Below are 17310 nucleotides of genomic sequence, written 5' to 3' on the forward strand. Positions count from 1 at the left end.
AGAAACTCAATTGGTGAATTTCTGCTTTTTAAAGTTAATTGGTGTCGATAGCAATTAACTAAACTCTAAATGTCATGACTGGCAAATCTGAGTGGTTTACTACATCTTCCCCTATACTTCCTGAGAAAAAATGTGCTAGGCCTTGTCTACCTTGGGTTGGTAAAGAAATAATATCTGCATTAACTATTTGGCTATAGCCAAAAATTCCAGCCTCTACTGAATATTCGTTGTAATAAGCTACACTGTTTAACCTTTCTAGAGGATTTGATTCTCCAGCAGCTTTAAAGAAGTCTAAAACTCTTTTTTCAATTTCTCTAGTACTGCGAAAATCCCCAGCTAGGTTTACATACAGCATTTGCATATCTATTCCAAAAATTTCAAAAACCTCTTTAGCACGTTTATAAGGTCCAACTGAATTTTCTAAAAAATCACAGGCGAAAACTCCCAAATTCGGATTAAATTTTTCGTGTCTATGTTTTATCACTAAAACCGGAATTTCTGAAGTACGAACCACTTTCTCAGTATTACTACCAACAAAGACTTCTTTTAAGCCAGAACTTCCATGAGAGCCCATTACTATAAGATCTATGTTCATTTCTTTAGCAACATCATTTATTTCACTGAAGATTGTATAGTTATGAACGGTATCCGTTACCTTCACACCTTCTAAGTAATCTTTATCCAAAAGTTCTGCAAACTTTGTTTCGGCAAGCCTCATATAGTACATTGCTTCAAAAACCTCTCTCGATTCGTTTTTTGTTACTACCGCATCACTAAGCCCCATCATATGCAAGGCAATAATTTCAGCGTTTTGTTTTTTAGCAATTCCAGCCGCCACTTCCATGGCGTAATCGGAATATTTCGAGAAATCTACAGGGACTAATATTTTTTTCATCTTTATGTTTTTAGTGGGTTGAAAATTTTGCTTTACGTTTTTTAAGTTGTCTTTCTAAATCCGAGATTGTTTCTTTAGCTGCCGCTTCAAAAGTTGTTTCGGTTGAAGCTGCAAAAATCTTAGGTCCAGGCAGGCTTAACTCAATTTCACAAATATTACCTTTTCCATAGACGTTGTTTTCCATTTTAAAACTGACATCTGCCCGAATTAGCCATTCGTATTTATCTCCTAGTTTATTCAGTCTTTCCTTAACATAATCTGACATTGCCTCACTAGTAGGCATTTTTATGAATTGAATGTTTATAGTCATAGTATCACGAATTAATTACTTATAATATCAAATATAACCTTAATTAACGACTCTATTAATGACCAAAATCATATTAAACTTCTTATTGAAATTAAATTTATAAATAAACTATGAACGCTTTAGCTTTCATTTTATAAAATATTATATTTGCGCTTTGTTCTAGTAAGCTAGCAGCTTATAGCAACATCCACCCGGGTGCTGGAATTGGTAGACAGGCATGGTTGAGGGCCATGTGTCTTATGGACGTGTGGGTTCAAGTCCCATTCCGGGTACAAATTTAAGTGTACATTTAATCAATATCCATATCGAATTGTTTAAAGATAAATTCAATTTTTTAAACAAACCTTCTTTCTTTTTAGTAATTTCACCCTTGAAATATTATTTATTTAATTTTTGTGGTTAAAACTCAATTCGGCATAAAAGATCTTGAAAATCTTTCAAACGTTAAAGCCCATACTATAAGGATTTGGGAAAAGCGATATAATCTTCTTGAACCTAACCGCACCGATACCAACATAAGGAAATACGATCTCGAAAGCTTAAAAAAACTTCTAAATGTTGTTTATTTATATAATGAAGGTCATAAAATTTCAACCTTAGCAAGCCTTACTAAAACTGAACTTCAAAATTTAGTTAAAGAGAATATTCTCGAATTAAATACCGAATATGCCTGTAATGTTTTAAAGACAGCTATGTTTGAGTTCGATAGTGAACTTTTTGACGCTACCGTTAGGAAACTAATAGAGCAAAAGTCATTTCGAGAAGTGTTTTTAGAAGTATTTGTTCCGCTATTAAATGAAACTGGAATTCTTTGGCATTCTGGCACTATTGATCCGTCCCACGAACATTTTATTTCAGAAAAAATACGCCATTTAATAATTCAGCAATACAATTTTGTAAAAAACTCTCCAAAGGGAAAAGAAAACAAAATCTTCGTATTGTACTTACCGTTGAAAGAAATTCACGATATAGGCTTATTATTTGCAAATTATGAACTTTTATCAGCAGGATATAACACTATATACTTAGGGGCCAATGTACCATTAGATAGTTTAAAGCACATATTAAAAGCTCAATCTGAAATCGTTTTCGTGACGTATTTTACAGTAGAGCCAGAGCCAGACCAGGTAGAGAATTATATAAGCGAATTTCAAAAGAAAGTTGGCGATACAAAACCTTGTGAACTTTGGATATTAGGTAGAAAAATTGATCAGTTAGTGAACACTTGTAAAAATATTCGGGTATTTAACAGCTTGGAACTATTTACTCAACAGATTGAAAAAATTTTATAACTCTCTTACATTATAAAATTCTCACATTCACACATTACCCGATTACTATAAAAATTTGCTGCGCAAATAAATGTTATTTGGAATAAATATTTTTTATTAGCCATTTTATGATTTAAAATTGTTTAATTATTTTGTACATTTGTTAAACAAAATGAATAAGTCCGTATTTCTTATCGGTTCCGGGTTTTCTTCCCTTGCTGCTTCTTGCTATTTAGCTAAAGCGGGGTACAATGTTACTATATATGAAAAAAATTCTAGCATTGGGGGCCGCGCCAGACAGTTAATAAAGGATGGATTTAAATTTGATATGGGCCCTACTTGGTACTGGATGCCCGATGTATTTGAACGATTTTTCTCCGATTTCGGAAAGTCTCCTGCTGAATATTACCAATTAGAAAAACTCAATCCTGCCTATCGCGTTTATTTTGGAAAAAACGATTATATAACTATTGAAGATACTCTAGAGAAAATTTGTGTTGCCTTTGAGAATGAAGAAGCAGGTAGCTCAACGAAGTTAAAAAAGTTTATTGCACAAGCCCAAGATAATTATAATATAGCCATAAAAGATCTGGTTTATAGACCTGGAGTTTCACCTTTAGAACTTGTAACTCCTGCCACCATAAAAAAAGTTGGACAATTCTTTAGCACCATCAGTAAAGACGTAAGGAAAGAATTTAACAATCCAAAACTAATTTCTATATTAGAATTTCCTGTTCTATTTTTAGGTGCTAAGCCATCAAATACACCATCTTTTTACAGCTTTATGAATTATGCCGATTTTGGTTTAGGTACATTTCATCCAAAGGGAGGGATGTATGCTGTAGTAAAAGGAATTCAGCAACTTACAGAAGAGCTAGGTGTAACAATTAAAACAAATCAAAACGTTGAAAAGATTACTGTTGAAAACGGACAAGCGACATCGATTATAGTAAATGGAAATCAAGTAAATGCCGATTTTGTACTAAGTGGTGCAGATTATCACCATACCGAAAGCTTGCTACCCTCTAAATATCGTCAATATTCTGAGAGTTATTGGAAAAGAAAAACGTTTGCTCCTTCTGCCCTACTTTTCTACGTAGGATTTGATAAGGAGATTCAAAATGTAGATCATCACACTTTATTTTTTGATGTTGATTTTAAGAAGCATTCTGAAGAAATTTACGACACCCCCGAATGGCCTAAAGAACCTTTATTTTACGCTAGTTTTCCTTCAAAAACAGATGAGAATGTTGCGCCTAAAGGAAAGGAATTAGCAATTTTTCTTATACCTCTTGCACCTGGTTTGGAAGACAATCTAAAGATAAGAGAAGTGTATTTTGAAAAAATAGTGAAAAGATTTGAAGATGTTACGAATCAATCTATAGCAAAATCAGTTATATTTAAAGAGTCATTTTGCGTAAACGACTTTATTTCAGATTACAATAGTTATAAAGGAAATGCATACGGGCTTGCTAATACGCTTTTGCAAACAGCATTTTTAAGACCAAATTTAAAGAGCAGTAAAGTGAAGAATTTATTTTTCACGGGACAACTTACTGTTCCTGGTCCCGGAGTACCACCAGCTTTAATTTCAGGAAAATTGGCAGCAGGATTAATTGAAAAATCAAGAAAGAAGTGAAAGAACTTTTCGACATAGTATCCAAATCCTGCAGCAAAAAGGTTACTGAAACTTATAGTACATCTTTTTCGTTAGCTACGCGAATGCTGGCACCATCTATTCGTCAAGATATTCACAATATTTACGGATTTGTTCGCTTTGCCGATGAAATTGTAGACTCATTTCACGATTACAACAAAGAAGTACTTTTTAATCGTTTTGAAATTGCTTTAAATGAAGCTTTGGAAGATCGTATTAGTTTGAATCCAATATTAAATTCATTTCAACATACTGTATACAAATACAACATTGACAGAGAGTTGATAGATACTTTTATGGCAAGTATGCGTCTAGACCTAACAAAACAGGTTTACACTACTGCAGAAGAGTTTAACAACTACATTTATGGTTCAGCAGATGTTGTTGGACTGATGTGCTTAAAAGTGTTTGTAAAAGGAAATACAGATAAGTACATAGCCCTAAAAGAAGCAGCTATGAATTTAGGTTCGGCTTTTCAAAAGGTAAATTTTCTCAGAGATTTAAAAGAAGACCACGATAATCTACAACGAACTTATTTTCCAAATGCAAATTTAGATTCGTTAGATGAAGTTTCAAAACAAGATATAATTAGTGAAATAACTGATAATTTCGACAAAGGATATCAGGGAATACTACATCTTCCAAATGAAGCGAAACTAGGAGTTTTTATTGCGTATAGATATTATAAAAGGCTATTGAAAAAACTTCAAAAAACTCCCGCTTTAGAAATTAAAAATACTCGGATTCGAATCCCAAATACTGAAAAGTTTGGGCTCTTAATGAGGAGCTATGTGAAATATCAATTAAATTTGGTGAGGTAACATTATTTCTAAACAAGATTTCTAAAACTTAAAACAACTAATAGTATAAATGGATACAGTTCTTTGGATAATAATTTTCGTTGCTACTTTCTGCATAATGGAATTTATGGCGTGGTTCACTCATAAATATATTATGCACGGGTTTTTATGGAAGTTGCACAAAGATCATCACAAAAAAGATCACGGCAGTTGGTGGGAACGCAATGATTATTTTTTTCTTTTTTATGCGTTAATAAGTATAAGCTGTTTTATTGGGTGGAGTTATTATGGCTTCTGGGCTGGATTGCCAATTGGTTTAGGAATTTTTGCTTATGGCCTCGCTTACTTCTTTGTTCACGATATCTTTATCCACCAGCGCTTTAAGTTATTTAGAAATGCAAATAATTGGTACGCTAGAGGAATTAGAAGAGCGCATAAAATACACCATAAACACTTAGGTAAAGAAGATGGAGAGTGTTTCGGAATGTTACTTCCACCATTAAAATACTTCAAGAAATAAATTATGTGGCACCTTTATTTTGTATTGGATTTAGCTTCATTAAGCATTCCTTTTATTTTCAGTTTTCACCCAAAATTGAAGTTCTACAAATTGTGGAAATACTTTTTTCCCGCCACCTTTATAATGATGGCTTTTTTTGTTTCTTGGGATATCATTTTCACTCAAAATGGGTTTTGGGGTTTTAACGATACTTACCTATCAGGATATCGAGTAGTAAATCTCCCTATTGAAGAATGGCTGTTTTTTATCTGTATTCCCTACGCTTGTCTATTCACTATATATGCCTTTAAAAATTTGTGGCCTAAATTTTCGTTTTCCAATAATCTTACAAAACTCGTTTATTATACCCTGCAAACCACTTTTATTGCAATTCTTCTCTACAACTTCGATCGTTGGTACACAGCAATTAATTTTGCATATGCGGTTGTATTACTAGGATTAGTCTTCAATTATATGCGAAGTGCTTTAAATATATTTTTTCCAGTTTTTTTAGTGCTCCTTATACCATTTTTTATAGTGAATGGTTTCTTAACTGGAAGTTGGATTAACGAACAAGTAGTGTGGTATAACGATGCTGAAAACCTTGGAATTCGAATTGGAACTGTTCCTATTGAAGATAGTGTTTACGCACTTACTATGTTGCTTACAATATTTGTATTAATGGAAAAGTTTAAAGAGAAATACCCTTCACAAACGGAAGAAATTAAAAAATAGTAAACTTAAACTTAATATCTATTCCGATAGAAGTCTATCTAAAAGGGCTCTCATTTTCTTGCTATTCCAATCGGCTACACCCGTTTCATCTATAACTATTTCACCTGTTTTAGACATTACATAAGTGGTAGGAAGCACATTGGATTCTAATTGTGTTGGTGCTTTATATTTTTGGATATATACCGGCAAATTATAACCGTTTTTATCCATAAATTTCTCAATCTTTTCTGGAGTTTCTGAAGTAACGAAATAGAAATCTACTTTGTCTCCATAACTGTTGTATAGTTTTTGAAAAGAAGGCATTTCCGCAACACACGGCGGACACCAAGTAGCCCAAAGATTTACTATTGTAACCTTTCCTTCAGATTGTGAGAAATTGATTTCTTTAGAATTGAGCGGTTGTAAACTCCAATTGTAATCGGTTAACGTTTCTCGTTTAGCCTCGGCTTTTTCAGATGGAGAAAATGAGATTAATCGTTGTACAAAAACTTGTATTGGCATCCTCGTTTGCGGGATAATTAGTAAAACAAGTAATCCAACGAATAAAATATTACTCCAGTGTTTCTTTAAAAAACCAGTCATAACTCTAAGGTATAAAAAAACCTAACAGGTAATTAAACCTGTTAGGTTTGTATATTAAAAATAGTGCTTATTAAGCGTTTTGCTTTTTAATCAAATTTAAAGCTGAACCTTCACGGTACCACTTAATTTGAGCATCGTTATACGTATGGTTTGCCATAATAACATCTTTACTTCCATCCTTATGAACAACTTCAATTGTCAATGGTTTATTAGGAGCAAAATCTGCAATATCTACAAAGTTGAACGTATCATCTTCCTGAATTAGATCGTAATCTGCTTCATTAGCAAATGTCAATCCAAGCATACCTTGTTTTTTCAAGTTTGTTTCGTGAATTCTTGCGAAAGATTTTACCAAAACAGCTGCAACACCCAAGAATCTAGGCTGCATTGCTGCGTGCTCACGAGAAGAACCTTCTCCGTAGTTATGGTCACCCACAACAATAGTTTTAATTCCTTGTGCTTTATATTCACGTTGTACATCTGGTACACCTCCGTATTCCTCAGTCAATTGATTTTTAACGAAGTTTGTTTTCTTATTGAAAGCATTAACAGCCCCAATTAAGGTATTGTTTGAAATATTATCTAAGTGTCCACGGTAACGTAACCAAGGTCCTGCCATAGAAATATGGTCTGTAGTACATTTTCCGAATGCTTTTATTAAAAGTTTTACACCTTGTAATTCAGCATCTTGAATTGGCACGAATGGCTCTAACAATTGAAGGCGCTCACTTTCCGTTGCAACTTTAACTTCAACAGTGCTACCGTCTTCAGTTGGCGCTAAATAGCCATTATCGTCAACCGCAAAACCTTTAGGAGGTAATTCAAGTCCAACTGGCTCGTCTAATTTAACCTCTTCTCCATCTTCATTAATAAGGGTATCATTCATAGGGTCGAAATCTAAACGACCGGAAATTGCAATTGCTGCGACCATTTCTGGCGATCCTACAAAGGCATGTGTATTTGGGTTACCATCTGCACGTTTTGAGAAATTTCTATTAAAAGAGTGCACAATAGTGTTCTTTTCTTCGCCTTTTCTATCACTTCTATCCCACTGCCCAATACAAGGTCCGCAGGCGTTAGTAAAGATAGTAGCGCCAAGGTTTTCAAAAACATCTAGTAAGCCATCACGCTCTGCAGTGTAGCGAATTTGTTCTGAACCTGGATTAATCCCGAAGTCACTTTTCGATTTTAATTTTTTATCAATTGCTTGTTGTGCAATAGATGCAGCTCTAGATAGATCTTCATATGAAGAGTTTGTACAAGAACCGATTAATCCCCAATCAACTTTAAGTGGCCAATCATTTTTTCTTGCTTTTTCACCTAAATCACCAACTTCAGTAGCTAAATCTGGAGTAAATGGACCGTTTAGGTGCGGGCGTAGTGTAGATAGATCAATTTCAATTACTTGATCGAAATATTGTTCTGGATTTTCGTAAACTTCATCATCTCCAGTTAAATACTCGCGTATTTTGTTTGCTTCATCAGCAATTTCATTTCTATCTGTAGCACGTAGGAAACGCTCCATAGAATCGTCGTAACCAAATGTTGAAGTAGTCGCTCCAATTTCGGCACCCATATTACAAATAGTTCCTTTACCAGTACAAGAAAGGTTCTTAGCTCCTGGACCAAAATATTCAACTATAGCACCTGTTCCACCTTTTACTGTTAGAATACCAGCTACTTTTAAGATTACGTCTTTAGAGGCAGTCCATCCGTTTAACTTTCCAGTTAATTTAACACCAATAAGTTTTGGAAATTTTAATTCCCAAGGCATTCCTGCCATTACATCAACTGCATCGGCACCACCAACTCCAATTGCTACCATTCCTAAACCACCTGCGTTTACAGTATGGCTATCGGTACCAATCATCATTCCTCCTGGGAAAGCGTAGTTTTCAAGTACTACTTGGTGAATAATTCCGGCTCCTGGTCTCCAAAAACCAATTCCGTATTTGTTTGAAACAGATTCTAAGAAGTCAAATACCTCATTACTTGTTTCGTTAGCGCGCATTAAATCTTTTGCAGCACCCTGTTTTGCTTGAATTAAGTGATCGCAGTGAACAGTAGTTGGAACTGCAACCGATTTTTTTCCTGCTTGCATAAATTGTAACAATGCCATTTGTGCTGTTGCATCTTGGCAAGCAATCCTATCTGGAGCAAAATCTACATAATCTTTTCCCCGTTGGAAAGCGGTACTTGGTGTGCCATCCCAAAGGTGAGAATAAAGTATCTTTTCAGAAAGTGTAAGGGGTCTACCCGTGATTTCACGTGCTTTATCAACACGTTCTGCCATCTGGGCGTACACCTTTTTAATCATATCAATATCAAAAGCCATAGTTGTATTTTTTGTTGTTGCGAATTTACAAAAATTTGGATTATTTAAAAAGTATTTAACGAAGTTGCTTCTTTAATGAATATAATTCAATTAAAACCAATTTTAGTTATTAAAAAATATCAATTCTTTAATTTTTAACTACTAATAATGAGAATTTTAAAAAGATAAGAGCAACTTAATAAGTGTCTAATTTTTATCTTCTATAATTTTTATAGTGAAAGACCTCCCCTATAATTTAATGAAAGAAGTTAGAATAAACTTCTAATAATTTCTTCAATGCTCAAGCCTTCAGCCTCTGCTTTATAATTTTTTATTAGTCGGTGCCTTAAGATTCCGATAGCAGCTTTTTGAACATCTTCAATATCTGGAGAGTATTTTCCATTTAAAGCCGCATTCGATTTTGCTGCTAAAATTAGGTTTTGTGAAGCTCTAGGTCCTGCTCCCCAATCTACGTAATTTTTTACAATTTCAGGTGCTGAAGGACTATTAGGTCTCGTTTTTCCAACTAATCCAACCGCGTATTCAATAACGTTTTCGGCTACAGGAATTCTTCTAATTAGCTGTTGAAAACCGATAATTTCTTGAGCTGTAAACAGTGCGTTTACACTTTGATTTACACCAGCGGTAGTTTGCTTTACAACTTCTACTTCCTCAGCAAACGAAGGGTATTCTAAGTTAATCGCAAACATAAAGCGGTCTAATTGGGCTTCAGGTAAGGGATAGGTTCCCTCCTGTTCAATAGGGTTTTGTGTAGCGAGCACAAAATAAGGTAAATCTAATTTGTAGTGATGTCCAGCCACAGTTACAGCGCGTTCTTGCATTGCTTCTAAAAGTGCTGCTTGTGTTTTAGGTGGTGTTCTATTAATCTCATCGGCAAGAATAATATTTGCAAATATTGGGCCTTTGATAAATTTAAACTCACGGTCTTTATCCAAAATTTCTGAACCTAGAATATCACTAGGCATTAAGTCTGGAGTAAATTGTATTCTTTTAAAGTTTAACCCCAAAGCTTCAGCAACAGTATTCACCAACAAGGTTTTTGCAAGCCCAGGAACACCAATAAGCAACGCATGGCCGCCAGAAAATATGGAAAGCAACACTTGCTCTACCACTTCGTCTTGACCTACTATTACTTTTTTTATTTCCTGCCTAAGGGCATTGTATTTTGAAACCAGTTGTTTTACGGCTGCTACGTCTGACATATTAAAAAATCATAAATTATTTTACCCAATCCCCTGCGAAGTCACAATCTTGGTAATCTTCGTTGATGCTAATATAGGTACTTTTAATCTTTTCGTTCTGCCACTTGTTTATTACTTTAATTTGCTTTTCACGCAATGCCAATTCTTTAATACGCTCATAATCTTTCGCATAATCTGCAGCGTGTTCTTCAAAACGTTTGGTAACTGTAAGAATTTTCAGACTACTCTTACCTGTACGGTCACGATCTGTAAAAACTTTAGACACTTCACCTTCTTCAAGATTGTACACCTTAGCACTAAGGGTAGGATCCATTTTTGTTAAGTCGAATTTAGTATCGAATGTAACTGGGTTTACTAATCGTCCGCCGTTGTTGCGTGTTTCTTTATCGTCTGAGTATTTCTGAGCTGCTTGAGCGAAGGAGATTTCTCCGGCTTCAATTTCGGCTCTAATATCATCCATTCTTTTATGCGCATCATCTATAGATTTTTGTGAAACTTCTGGGAATAATAAGATGTGACGTACATCTACTTCTTGACCACGAATTTTTTCAACATAAAGAATATGATATCCAAATTCGGTTTCAAATGGCTCACTTACTTCTCCTTCTAACAATGAAAAAGCCTGATCTTTAAATTCTTTAGCCCAAGGCGAGTCTCTTGTAACTCCTTCATATAGACCTCCTTTTGACGCGGAACCTGGATCTTTAGAGTAAAGTACTGCCTTAGTAGAAAAACTTGCGTCGTTGTCCATAATATCGGCACGCATAGCGTATAACTTAGCTATAACTTCATCTTTTGCTTGTTGTGTAATTTCGGGCTCAACTACGATTTGAGCAATTTCAATTTCAGCACTAAATACTGGGCGCTCATCTTCTGGAATTGAAAAGAAGAATGTACGTACCTCTTCAGGAGTAACTTCAACTTTTTCAATCACCTTTTGCTGCATTAAGCTAGCTAGTTTTATATTCTTATTTGCTTCAAAAAGCTCTTTTCTTAAATCTGCAATATTGTCTTTGCGATAATAGGCTGCAACTTTCTCTTCACTTCCTAATTCCGAAACCATATACTGCAATTGCTGGTCTATCATTCCATTTATTTCAGCATCAGCAACCATAATACTATCTTGTTTAGCCTGATGAGCATAGAGTTTGTCTTCCATTAGCTTCCCCATTAATTGGCAACGGCTCACATCATCAACAGACATACCTTGTGATTTCATTTCAACATAAGCCTTATCAATATCGCTATCCAAAATAATATGTTCGCCTACTACTGCGCTAACGCCTTCAGCTTTAAATCGTTTAAATGGTACTATTGTGTCTTTTTTAAGAGCTTGACTCACTACAAGCGAATCGTTACTTTTTACAACTCCACTGCTATCCGGCTCCAATACTGTTTGGCCGTAAATCATTGGTGTGCATAAAAGAAATAGTAATAAGAATTTATTCATTGGTGTAAATTTCAAAGTTTTTTGTTTCTATAGCGTCTTTAGTAATATCGGCTTCAAACTTTTTAATAAGTTCGAGCTTTCTTTTGTTGAGAATAATCTGCTTTAATGTAGGTTTAATATATGAAAGTGGTGGCGTATCATTGGGATTGAGTACATCTTCAATTTTCACCAAATATACCCCCAAAGAATCTTGTAATTGTACAAAATTTGATTTTTTTAACACTTGCTCATTAATTCCTTTTAAAACAGGTAAAACATTGAGTAGCATTTGTTTTTTAATCCAAACCGAATCATTAAAATTACTTGAAACGAATCTGTAATTTTCGGTAGTCAATGACTTTTTATCTTTTTTATCGTAGCGTGATAATTTCTGTTTTACTTCTTGTATTCCATCGTATTCGGGAGGTAAGTGTATGTACCTTAATTTTACCAATAAATCTTTTAGTCTAAAATTATCGATGTTTGTAGAGTAATATATTCTATAATCCTCTTCAGTTATCACACTATCTATTTGTTTACCAACAACAGCTCCTTTATAGCTTTCAGTTAGCAAATCGTTTTTATATTCTTCAACCAATTTATCAAATTGTTGAAGCTTATCCGGTGATAAATTAATTTTAGCTTGGTCGATAAGCAACTTCTGAGTCGCCCAACGATTGATATAATTATTGACAATTAAAACACTATCTTCTTTTGAAGAGTTTTCTGGCACTAAACTTTCAACCTCACTCAAATATAGGTAGTTGTCGTTAACTCTAGCTACAACGTTTTCCTCTGTTGGTTTTTCAAAGTAATTGCAGCCCGTGAAAACGGATGATAATATGAGAAAAAAAAGAATTGTTCTTATCACTTAAGCTCTTTTTTGATACGCTTTAAGGCTTTTTTATTTACGTGAACATTATACTTAGCACGTAGAGTTTTATTCCACTCCTGCTCTAAATGATTTTGATAATCACTTAAAACTCTACCTTTTACTTCATCTAAAGGCTTTATACTAGGAGCTAAAATATCTTTTACATTTACAACTATATACGAATCGTTACTCTCGTAAATATCCGACACACCCTTTTTAGCGGTAATATTTTTAGGTAAATCATCAGCGTCAACTTCAAAAGTACCAGTTGAAGCTAATACCTTTACTTCTTCATTTTTATTTATTTCAGATTTTATTTCATCAACAGCCTTGTTGTTTTTCAACATCGCTTGAATTTCTTGAGCTACCTTCTTAGAAGTTGCCGAATAAATCTCTGCATCTAAACGTTGTTTCCAAGTGTAATTGTTTTTTGTTTTATCATAAAACTCCTGCAGACCAACAGTATCAGTTTTAGCTTTTTGCCAAATATTTTTATTCATCACATCAAAAATCAAAAGACCATTTCGGTATTCATCTAAAACAGCTGCATACGCTTCATTTTCATCTTCTAATTTGTCTTTAAAGTAATCTGTTAAACTTACGTTCACAAATTCTTCATATAAACTGTTTAATAAAAGAGTTTTATCTTTAAAAGCTCTAGTAGATTTTTGACGATAAGAAATATAAGTAGCAAAATCTGAATACTTTAAATCTTTATCTCCAATTGTAAACAACACCTTATCGTCTTCTGGTTTTATCTCTTCACCTTCCCATCTTCTGTTAAAGACATCTTTTGAAACATAATTATCAAAAAACGGCAAATAATCTACACCTTCTTTAAAACCATATTTATCTTTAATTTTCTTATTTACTGCGTGATATACTACTTTAGATCTATCGCCACCCTCTACTTTTTTATCAAGCGTTTCTTTTTGGCTTTCGTAGCTTTCTTCTGGAATAATATTTCTCAATTTGATGATATGCCATCCAAACTCAGATTTTACAGGCTTACTTAATTCACCTGGAGTTTTAAGTTTGTATGCAGCTGCTTCAAATTCTGGTGCCTTAAGATCGCCTCTAGTGAATGGCTTTAATTCCCCACCTTTATTTCCAGAACCCCTATCGTCTGAGTATTGTTTTGCCAAACTCTCAAAAGACTCCCCTTGCTCTAGAAGTTTATAAATTTCCTGAATACGCTCTTGAGGATCAAAATTGCGTTCTTTTCTTTTGTCGGAAATCATTATATGACTTACTTCAATTTTTGGAGCTCTTTCTCTTCTATCGTTTACTTTTATAAGGTGATACCCAAACTGAGTTCTAACTATATTTGAAATCTCTCCTGTTTTAGTATTGTAAGCTTCTGTTTCGAAAGGATAAACCATTTGGAAAACCGAGAAGTAACCCAAATCTCCACCACTTACTGAAGCATTAGGCTCTTCAGAATGTTTTTTGGCTAATTCGGTGAAATCTTCACCTTTTAAAGCGCGCTCGCGAATCTTCTTTAATTTGTTATAAGCAGCCAATGTATCTTGTGGCATTGCATCAAAATCAACAAGAATTAAAATGTGAGAAGCATTTATCTCTTCTTTACCTCTTTCGTAGGCTTCCTTAGACAATTCATCAGTAATTTGATCTTTTGCTAAATACTGTCTTGAAAGTTGATCGCGATATTGAGAAAGCTCTCTTACGTAGGATTGATCTTGATCTAAACCTTGTGCACGGGCTTCAGCAACTTTTAATTTATAATCTATAAATAACTCCAAGTAGCCGTCGACATCTTTTTGAGATTCGTCCTGAACAAGATCTAAGTTTTTCTTATAAACACGATTAAATTCTTTTACATAAACAGGAGAACCATCTATCGTTAGAAGTTCATCTTTTTTACTTTGTGCAAAAACTGTCGTCGCGCTTAAAAAAGCTAAAAGACATACGGTAAGAAATTTTCTCATTATTATTGAATTATTGTTTTAAATGAAGTTATGCCTATACAAATATTTTGGCTTACAAATGTGCGAAAATAGCAAAAACCTACGTGAAATCACACCCAAAAGCAAACGAATTTATCGGCAATATAGTGTCTTCAATAATAAAATAAATACAAAAAACACTTAACTTGCATTGGTCTTAAAATTTAGATTTTAAATTTCAAAAAAAGTATTTGAGATCTATAAAAAACAAACGAATGAGTGAAAGAGTAAAACTTATCTGGGATTTTCGCGGCCCTAACGCCGAACAAACAGCAAAACACCACACTATACATCTATCTGAATTTGCACAGATGGAAAATCTCAACAATCCAACAATAGGTCAAGAGGAACTTTCAAAAATGCATCACACGGCATATATGGTTGTTAATAAAGATTTAATGAATTCTTTGAGAGAAACACTAAAACCTACCCGTGGACAGTATTACGATGAAGCATAAGTGTTAATCCTGATACATTAAATTAAGATAAATTTAGCGTACTCTAATTCTATCATTTAGGGTTTTTTGGAAATTTTATAGTAATATTGCCCTCTAAATAATTAATTATAAACGAAATGAAATTTTTAAAAATTGCCGTTTTCTTTATTAGTCTTTCCACTTTTGCACAAGGAAAAGTAGGTGCTGTAGACATAGAGTATATACTTTCAAAAATGCCAGAACTTACTTCTGTACAAACTGAAATGGAAACTTACGGAAAGTCTTTAGACGTAGATTTAAACAAAAAAATAGACGAATACAAAGTGCTTCTTGAGGAGTATAAGAAAGATGAAGCTACGTATTCAGCTGAAATTAAGAAAGAAAAGCAAACAGCTTTGCTAGCGTTAGATAACGATATCCAAAAGTTTCAGCAAAATGGAGCAAAGCTTATGGAAATAAGACGACAAGAAGCACTGAAGCCATTATACACTAAGATAGGTCAAGCGTTAGAAAAAGTAGCTAAACAACAAGGTTATACTCAGGTAACTAGAACAACACAAGACATTGTATATTTAGACCCAGCTTACGACCTTACAGTTCCTATTTTATTAGAACTTGGCATTTCAGTATCTGCTGAAGAAGCCGAAGGAAACTAAATTCTTTATCATATAATTTTAAAAAGGTGAGGTCAATAGCTTCACCTTTTTTTGTCGAAAAAATTTTGCTAGTATATTTGGTCTTATTAAAGTAATACCAAATAATATTAAAAACAAAAGACACTAGGAAATCCTAGTGTCTTTTGTTTTTTAATTAATACATGTCGAATAAATTATCTACTATAATTAGGAGCTTCTTTAGTAATAGTTACATCATGAGGATGGCTTTCTGTAACCCCTGAAAATGTTATTTTAACGAATTTTCCATTTTCTTTTAAAAATTCAACATCCTTTGCACCGCAATATCCCATACCGGCGCGAAGACCTCCAATAAACTGAGTCATACTTTCAATTAACTCACCTTTATATGGTACACGGCCTACAATTCCTTCTGGCACTAATTTTTTAATATCATCTTCTACATCTTGGAAGTAGCGGTCCTTACTACCTTGTTTCATAGCTTCCACAGAACCCATTCCTCGGTATGACTTGTATTTTCTTCCTTCGTAGATAATTGTTTCCCCTGGAGATTCTTTGGTTCCCGCTAATAGCGAACCTAACATTACAGAATCTGCACCTGCAGCCAATGCTTTAGGAATATCACCTGTATAACGAATTCCACCATCTGCGATTACAGGCACACCTGTTCCTTTTAAAGCTGCAGCAACTTCTAAAACTGCTGAAAACTGTGGAAAACCAACTCCAGCAACTACTCTTGTAGTACAAATTGAACCTGGCCCGATTCCAACTTTTACAGCATCTGCCCCAGCCTCAACTAAGTACAATGCAGCTTCTGGCGTTGCTATGTTTCCAACTACAACATCTAAATCTGGAAACTTTTCTTTTACTTTTTTCAAAACATCTACCACACCCTTAGTATGCCCGTGAGCTGTATCGATAATTACTGCATCAACTTGAGCATTTACTAGAGCTTCTGCTCTATCAACTGCATCAGGAGTTACACCTAATGCTGCTGCTACGCGAAGTCTTCCGAATTGATCTTTATTAGCACTTGGTTTTTGGGTAAGTTTTGTTATATCTCTAAAGGTAATTAACCCCAAAAGTTTTCCCGAATCATCTACAACAGGGAGCTTTTCAATTTTGTTTTGCTGAAGAATTATCTCTGCTTGTTTTAGTGAAGTTCCTTGCGCAACTGTCACTAAATTTTCTGAAGTCATAACTTCGGATAACGGACGTTTCAAGTTTTTTTCGAAACGCAAATCACGATTAGTTACTATTCCAATAAGTAGTCCTGCTTCATCAGTAATCGGTATTCCACCAATACTGTATTCACGCATTGTATTTTGAGCATCTCCTACAGTATTTTCTTTTTGAAGCGTAACTGGATCTATAATCATTCCGCTTTCTGCACGCTTAACTTTTCTTACTTCGGCAGCCTGCTGCTCAATGGTCATATTTTTATGAAGAACACCAATTCCACCTTCTCTAGCCATAGCAATTGCCATAGCGCTTTCAGTAACGGTATCCATAGCTGCAGAAACTATTGGAACGTTAAGTATAATGTTTCTAGAAAATTTGGTGGTTATTGAAACCTCACGGGGTAAAACTTCAGAATATGCGGGCACTAAAAGTACATCGTCATAAGTAAGGCCTTCTCCAAGAATTTTGTTATTGTGTGCAGTCATTGCAATTAATTTAAT

The 17310-nt window shown here is 34.3% G+C and carries 16 protein-coding genes and 1 tRNA gene; 8 read left to right on the forward strand and 9 right to left on the reverse strand.

Translation table 11 applies throughout. The features are described 5' to 3' along the window. Positions 1 to 58: 58 nt before the first annotated feature. Together RT250_RS09660 and hpf are read right to left on the reverse strand one after the other, a co-directional pair. Positions 59 to 895: a universal stress protein gene (locus RT250_RS09660; RefSeq protein WP_313114417.1), complete on the reverse strand. Its 837-nt coding sequence runs from the start codon at positions 893 to 895 to the stop codon at positions 59 to 61. A gap of 10 nt (positions 896 to 905) precedes the next feature. Then, positions 906 to 1205: a ribosome hibernation-promoting factor, HPF/YfiA family gene (gene hpf / locus RT250_RS09665; RefSeq protein WP_313114419.1), complete on the reverse strand. Its 300-nt coding sequence runs from the start codon at positions 1203 to 1205 to the stop codon at positions 906 to 908. Positions 1206 to 1394: 189 nt separating this feature from the next. Between hpf and RT250_RS09670 the strand changes: the two genes are divergently transcribed. The 6 genes from RT250_RS09670 to RT250_RS09695 all read left to right on the forward strand — a co-directional run bounded on the left by RT250_RS09670 (position 1395) and on the right by RT250_RS09695 (position 6167). Next, positions 1395 to 1477: transfer RNA gene (locus RT250_RS09670), tRNA-Leu, on the forward strand. Positions 1478 to 1600: 123 nt separating this feature from the next. Beyond that, positions 1601 to 2497: a MerR family transcriptional regulator gene (locus RT250_RS09675; RefSeq protein ID WP_313114422.1), complete on the forward strand. Its 897-nt coding sequence runs from the start codon at positions 1601 to 1603 to the stop codon at positions 2495 to 2497. A gap of 151 nt (positions 2498 to 2648) precedes the next feature. Continuing rightward, positions 2649 to 4115, forward strand: coding sequence for a bifunctional phytoene desaturase/3,4-desaturase (gene crtID, locus RT250_RS09680; RefSeq protein WP_313114425.1), 1467 nt, complete (start codon positions 2649 to 2651; stop codon positions 4113 to 4115). Continuing rightward, positions 4112 to 4954, forward strand: a complete 843-nt coding sequence (locus RT250_RS09685) for a phytoene/squalene synthase family protein (protein ID WP_313114427.1) — start codon at positions 4112 to 4114, stop codon at positions 4952 to 4954. The genes crtID and RT250_RS09685 overlap by 4 nt, the downstream gene beginning before the upstream one ends. A gap of 49 nt (positions 4955 to 5003) precedes the next feature. Then, positions 5004 to 5453 (forward strand): sterol desaturase family protein, encoded by a 450-nt coding sequence (locus RT250_RS09690; RefSeq protein WP_313114429.1) that lies wholly within the window; start codon positions 5004 to 5006, stop codon positions 5451 to 5453. Between the two features lie 3 nt (positions 5454 to 5456). After that, a complete protein-coding gene (locus tag RT250_RS09695) occupies positions 5457 to 6167 on the forward strand; it encodes a lycopene cyclase domain-containing protein (RefSeq protein WP_313114430.1) in 711 nt (236 codons plus the stop codon). Between the two features lie 18 nt (positions 6168 to 6185). Here RT250_RS09695 and RT250_RS09700 read toward each other — a convergent pair whose 3' ends face one another. The 6 genes from RT250_RS09700 to RT250_RS09725 all read right to left on the reverse strand — a co-directional run bounded on the left by RT250_RS09700 (position 6186) and on the right by RT250_RS09725 (position 14538). Then, complete coding sequence (locus RT250_RS09700) at positions 6186 to 6749, reverse strand: TlpA family protein disulfide reductase (RefSeq protein ID WP_313114431.1); 564 nt, start codon at positions 6747 to 6749, stop codon at positions 6186 to 6188. A 70-nt stretch (positions 6750 to 6819) separates the two neighbouring features. Beyond that, on the reverse strand, positions 6820 to 9084 hold the full coding sequence (locus tag RT250_RS09705) for an aconitate hydratase (RefSeq protein ID WP_313114433.1): 2265 nt from the start codon (positions 9082 to 9084) through the stop codon (positions 6820 to 6822). A 248-nt stretch (positions 9085 to 9332) separates the two neighbouring features. Further along, on the reverse strand, positions 9333 to 10286 hold the full coding sequence (locus tag RT250_RS09710) for an AAA family ATPase (protein ID WP_313114436.1): 954 nt from the start codon (positions 10284 to 10286) through the stop codon (positions 9333 to 9335). Positions 10287 to 10302: 16 nt separating this feature from the next. After that, on the reverse strand, positions 10303 to 11736 hold the full coding sequence (locus RT250_RS09715; protein ID WP_313114439.1) for a peptidylprolyl isomerase: 1434 nt from the start codon (positions 11734 to 11736) through the stop codon (positions 10303 to 10305). Beyond that, a complete protein-coding gene (locus tag RT250_RS09720) occupies positions 11729 to 12586 on the reverse strand; it encodes a peptidyl-prolyl cis-trans isomerase (RefSeq protein ID WP_313114440.1) in 858 nt (285 codons plus the stop codon). The genes RT250_RS09715 and RT250_RS09720 overlap by 8 nt, the downstream gene beginning before the upstream one ends. After that, the gene (locus tag RT250_RS09725) at positions 12583 to 14538 is read right to left on the reverse strand and encodes a peptidylprolyl isomerase (RefSeq protein WP_313114442.1); all 1956 of its coding nucleotides are present in this window, start codon (positions 14536 to 14538) and stop codon (positions 12583 to 12585) included. The genes RT250_RS09720 and RT250_RS09725 overlap by 4 nt, the downstream gene beginning before the upstream one ends. Before the next feature lie 233 nt (positions 14539 to 14771). Between RT250_RS09725 and RT250_RS09730 the strand changes: the two genes are divergently transcribed. After that, positions 14772 to 15014 (forward strand): hypothetical protein, encoded by a 243-nt coding sequence (locus RT250_RS09730; RefSeq protein ID WP_313114443.1) that lies wholly within the window; start codon positions 14772 to 14774, stop codon positions 15012 to 15014. A 116-nt stretch (positions 15015 to 15130) separates the two neighbouring features. Beyond that, positions 15131 to 15649: an OmpH/Skp family outer membrane protein gene (locus RT250_RS09735; protein ID WP_313114445.1), complete on the forward strand. Its 519-nt coding sequence runs from the start codon at positions 15131 to 15133 to the stop codon at positions 15647 to 15649. A 173-nt stretch (positions 15650 to 15822) separates the two neighbouring features. Here the strand turns inward: RT250_RS09735 and guaB are convergent, their stop codons facing one another. Further along, a complete protein-coding gene (guaB, locus tag RT250_RS09740) occupies positions 15823 to 17295 on the reverse strand; it encodes an IMP dehydrogenase (RefSeq protein WP_313114446.1) in 1473 nt (490 codons plus the stop codon). Positions 17296 to 17310 lie beyond the last annotated feature (15 nt).

The organism is Aequorivita sediminis (assembly GCF_032080575.2).
In the GTDB taxonomy this organism is placed as follows: Bacteria; Bacteroidota; Bacteroidia; order Flavobacteriales; family Flavobacteriaceae; genus Aequorivita; species Aequorivita sediminis.

Coding starts and splice junctions, on each gene's coding strand:
- RT250_RS09725 (WP_313114442.1), bottom strand. CDS start 14,538: ATGAGAAAATTTCTTACCGTATGTCTTTTAGCTTTTTTAAGCGCGACG.
- guaB (WP_313114446.1), bottom strand. CDS start 17,295: ATGACTGCACACAATAACAAAATTCTTGGAGAAGGCCTTACTTATGAC.
- RT250_RS09710 (WP_313114436.1), bottom strand. CDS start 10,286: ATGTCAGACGTAGCAGCCGTAAAACAACTGGTTTCAAAATACAATGCC.
- RT250_RS09705 (WP_313114433.1), bottom strand. CDS start 9,084: ATGGCTTTTGATATTGATATGATTAAAAAGGTGTACGCCCAGATGGCA.
- RT250_RS09660 (WP_313114417.1), bottom strand. CDS start 895: ATGAAAAAAATATTAGTCCCTGTAGATTTCTCGAAATATTCCGATTAC.
- RT250_RS09690 (WP_313114429.1), top strand. CDS start 5,004: ATGGATACAGTTCTTTGGATAATAATTTTCGTTGCTACTTTCTGCATA.
- RT250_RS09695 (WP_313114430.1), top strand. CDS start 5,457: ATGTGGCACCTTTATTTTGTATTGGATTTAGCTTCATTAAGCATTCCT.
- RT250_RS09735 (WP_313114445.1), top strand. CDS start 15,131: ATGAAATTTTTAAAAATTGCCGTTTTCTTTATTAGTCTTTCCACTTTT.
- hpf (WP_313114419.1), bottom strand. CDS start 1,205: ATGACTATAAACATTCAATTCATAAAAATGCCTACTAGTGAGGCAATG.
- RT250_RS09715 (WP_313114439.1), bottom strand. CDS start 11,736: ATGAATAAATTCTTATTACTATTTCTTTTATGCACACCAATGATTTAC.
- crtID (WP_313114425.1), top strand. CDS start 2,649: ATGAATAAGTCCGTATTTCTTATCGGTTCCGGGTTTTCTTCCCTTGCT.
- RT250_RS09700 (WP_313114431.1), bottom strand. CDS start 6,749: ATGACTGGTTTTTTAAAGAAACACTGGAGTAATATTTTATTCGTTGGA.
- RT250_RS09730 (WP_313114443.1), top strand. CDS start 14,772: ATGAGTGAAAGAGTAAAACTTATCTGGGATTTTCGCGGCCCTAACGCC.